The organism is Candidatus Megaera venefica, assembly GCF_034554655.1.
GTDB classification, from domain to species: domain Bacteria; phylum Pseudomonadota; class Alphaproteobacteria; order Rickettsiales; family Rickettsiaceae; genus Megaera_A; species Megaera_A venefica.
Genome location: NZ_JARJFB010000155.1, coordinates 1 through 3,754, shown reverse-complemented (window position 1 = coordinate 3,754; position 3,754 = coordinate 1). Strand labels below are relative to the sequence as shown.

Annotated in this window: 2 protein-coding genes; both read right to left on the bottom strand. The window is 34.5% G+C overall.

What is annotated here, in order from left to right; genetic code table 11:
* Nucleotides 1-168 precede the first annotated feature (168 nt).
* On the bottom strand, nucleotides 169-1,080 hold the full coding sequence (locus Megvenef_RS07920) for an Rpn family recombination-promoting nuclease/putative transposase (protein WP_322777411.1): 912 nt from the start codon (nucleotides 1,078-1,080) through the stop codon (nucleotides 169-171).
* Nucleotides 1,081-1,246: 166 nt separating this feature from the next.
* Nucleotides 1,247-3,754, bottom strand: a 2,508-nt coding sequence (locus Megvenef_RS07915; RefSeq protein ID WP_458693242.1) for a toprim domain-containing protein, incomplete at its 5' end; no start/stop codon positions are given.

Here is a 3,754-nt window from a genome sequence, read left to right as displayed (position 1 = left end):
AAAAAATGAATGTGCGGTGATTTATTTTTGAAATTCTTGAAATTATATCAAAAATTTAGAGTTTTGACGGAGAGACTAAAAAAAGCGTTGTGATAACACTGTAAAATTCATCTTGTTTGCCTAAAATCAATTAGTACACAAAGCAAATAAAGTTTCCAAGACAATTTATTATAATTTTGAAATTTCCTCAGAAGATAAACCTGTAAGATCGACGATATCGGAAATAGAATGATTTTTAGATAACATTTTTCTAGCAATTTCAATACCACGTTTAGCTATTCCTCTAGCTTCTCCTCTAGCTTCTCCTCTAGCTTCTCCTCTAATCTCGGCATCTTCAATTTTTTGCTGCTCTACCGCTAGATTATCAAGTCTGGTTTTAGTCATTTTGTCGTAGGTATTCAGTTCCTCTTCAGTCCAAGCAGCTTGATCTATTGCTTCAAAGGCTCTCCTAATAATTATATCGCTGCCGATTAAATGCTCTATGTCAGCAAATGTACTAGCTTCTGCATGTTTAAAGAAATACAACCATTTCTGCTCAAGATTCTCTAGCTGATCAATGGTTTTTTTAAATTTCTCAAGTTCTAAAAACACGAAATAGAAATCTTTTAAATCATGCTCATAAGTTTTTGTATCAAGTAACCTATGCTCTGACTTAAAAGCTTCTTTTTCAGGAAACATAGTAAAGTTAGCAATAGCTAAGAATATCACCGCTTTTAATTTAGCATATACCGCTAGCTTCTTATGATTTTCATCTTCTTTTATCACTTGCTGTGAATATGCTTTAGCGGCATAAAACTGAGCTCTTTTTTCAAAACCTTTATGCTTACTGATCTGCATCTCGACTATCACTTGATCACCGTTCTGATCTTTGCATAGCACGTCAACGATTGATTGTCTGTAAGCGGCAATCTCAGGGTCTTGTATAGTTTTTAAAAAGGTTACTTCAGTGATTTGTTCATTTCCTTCAAACTTTAGGATGTCATTTAAAAAATGAATAAGAATATCCTTGTTTTTCTCTGTACCGAAAATTTTCTTAAAACAAAAGTCGTTCTTAGGATCAAGAAACTTAGATAATGCCATATATGTAATTATTTATTTTCATTTTAATTTTGGTAGTAACTTATGTCTTACAAATACCGAAACTTCAGGTCTGATTATAACAGATATACGATTCCTTCACAAAGTTTTTTGATTACCGAGTTTGGAACAGATCGTAAATTCTTTTATTTTTATAATTTGTCTCGGGCTACATTGACATCCCGCCCATCGAATGTTCGTGTTCTTTTTGTAGTTCAAGTTTATTCATTATTTCTTGCACACGAGGAATAGCTCTTTTATATGCTGCTATATCTGCGTAAACATGAGCTGGATTTTCAATTTCATGCTTTAAATACTTCATCGGACAATCAAATGTTATATCTCCTATCTTGCAACGTTCATTTTTAATCAAACCGATAAGATTTGTATTAACGAAGCTACCGTGATGTTCTACGGCTAATTTAGTGAGTTCTTTTATAGTGGCATGGGTGTCTTCGCTATTTTTAATCTGGTCGAGCAAGTTTTGTTCAGGGGTAATTTTATGCTCGGTTATGTGCGCAGTTAGGCTTCTTAGCTCTTGAATTATGTTATCTTGCTGACCTTTATGAGCCTTACCGATTGAATCTAACAAGGTTTGAGACTGTAGCTCGGGATATTTTATATTATTGTGTAATGAGGATAAAAATTCTTGCTTGCTTGCAGTAATTTGTAATATCTCAGGGATAGTTTTAGCTTCTGCCTTTTGTATGCTAAAGTTATTTAAGGTTGTTTGTACACTGTGATTTTCAAGTTCACTATCTAAATTAAAGTAAGCTGAATTTAAATCAGGCGCATTTTTTAATTCTTCGGTTATTGTAGAGCTGTTTTTAAAGCCTGTTTTTATAGCATCCTCTGCAGTTTTCCCTAGGATTGATATGATATTATTCTGCTGCCCCTTGCATGCACCTTCGACTCTATCTAATAAATCTTTAGAATGCTGATCAGGATATTTGATAGTATCGTTTAATTCGGTAAGGTATTTTTGTTCCTTAGTAAATATAGTAATTAACTCTTCGGGCAATTTAGCCTCGAGTTTTGCTGAGGCAAACTTGTCTAGAGTTGATTTTACGTGGTGGACTTCAAGTGTTTTATCTAAATTTATATACGTTGATTTTAAATCGGTTGTACTTTTTAGTTCGTAGGCGATTCCGTCTTTATCCTTTAGTCCTATTTCTATAGTATTTGCTACCGCATTTTGTAGAAGCGGGATGATATTACGATCTTTGACCTCGGATGCTTTACGAACTGAATCTAGCAAGCTATATTCATGAATATCTCTATATTGCAAATTATCTTTTAACTCTGCTAAAAAGCTTTGTTCCTTTGACAATATGTCCATTATTTCTTCGGGTAATTTAGACTCGAATTTCTGTTGTTTAAAATTACTTAAATTTACTTGTACGTCATGAATCTCTAAGTCCTTATCTAAATTTACACAAGTATTTTTAAGGTTCTCCGCGCTCTTTAGCTCGTTAACAATTTCATCTTGCGTTTTAGCGCCGCTAGTTAGAGCGCGACGTACTAATGTATCAAGCTTATCTACTAGCAGATCGGATTTTTGAGCGTAGGCTAGATCCACTGATTCTAGTATATGCTTTTGCTCCTTAGGATATTTTATTATCTCATGTAAGCCTGCTAGAAAACTTTGCTCTTTTACTATAATTGCAATCATTGCTTCAGGTAGTTTAGCTTCGATTTTAGCAGTCTTAAATGATTCTAGATTTGTTTCAATATAATGATTCTCACGTTTTTTATCTAAAGTAGTATGAATATCTTCAATATTGATAGTGGATTTTAACGCGCGCATGATCTCGGAATCCGTCATTGAGCCTTCTTGCCTAGCTTCTACGATAATTTTCTGAATATCTTGCAAGAGCTTTGGTTGCTCATGTGAAATTTTAGCTGCTTCAGGTATTTTGTAGTCTTTAGAGGCGTAGTGCGTCATAGCGCGCTTATGCTCTTTCCAAAGTCCTGTAAGTAAACGTTGCTCCTTAGCTACGACTTCAAGCAATTCATCTGGATCGGCGGCTTGTTCTTTCTCTTTATTAAATAGACTGCGTTGATTAGATATGTAGCCGTGTAGAGTATTATTACAAAGTTCATTTAAATAAATTAAATGTCCGCCCATGGCTATATTACTTAATTCACCGATTAATTTCTTCTGCTCAACATCCCCGCCAAAAGCTCTGATAGCCTCTATTACTTGAATATGATTACTATATGCCATTTCGCCATACACCACCGCTTCTTTGGTATTAGATAATTCGGCTATTCCTCTTGACCTGCTATGTTTGAATTCATTAAGCAACTTATCCTCATTGAGAGTATATTTACTAATGTATGCGAAGTCTTTTTGCGCTGCCGGAGTTAATTTACTTAACTCCTCAAAGTTAGCAAAAAACTCAGCTAAAGTTTTAGCTTGAAAACTGTTAATTACAGGATTGAATATTTCTCTAATTTCTAATATTCCACCTATGTCGCGCCTTTGTAAGATATCGTTAAAATCACCGACCTGCTCGGGTCTTACGATTCTAACCATAGCTCCGCTCGTCCGCAGACTATCACTAGCCTCAATTATAGTTTTATTAGTAGTTGCATCTTTGCCGTCATTATCGGCTGCTATGATTATTTGCTCGCCTTCTTGCGGTACGTAATTTTTAATATTATGAATTCCGAG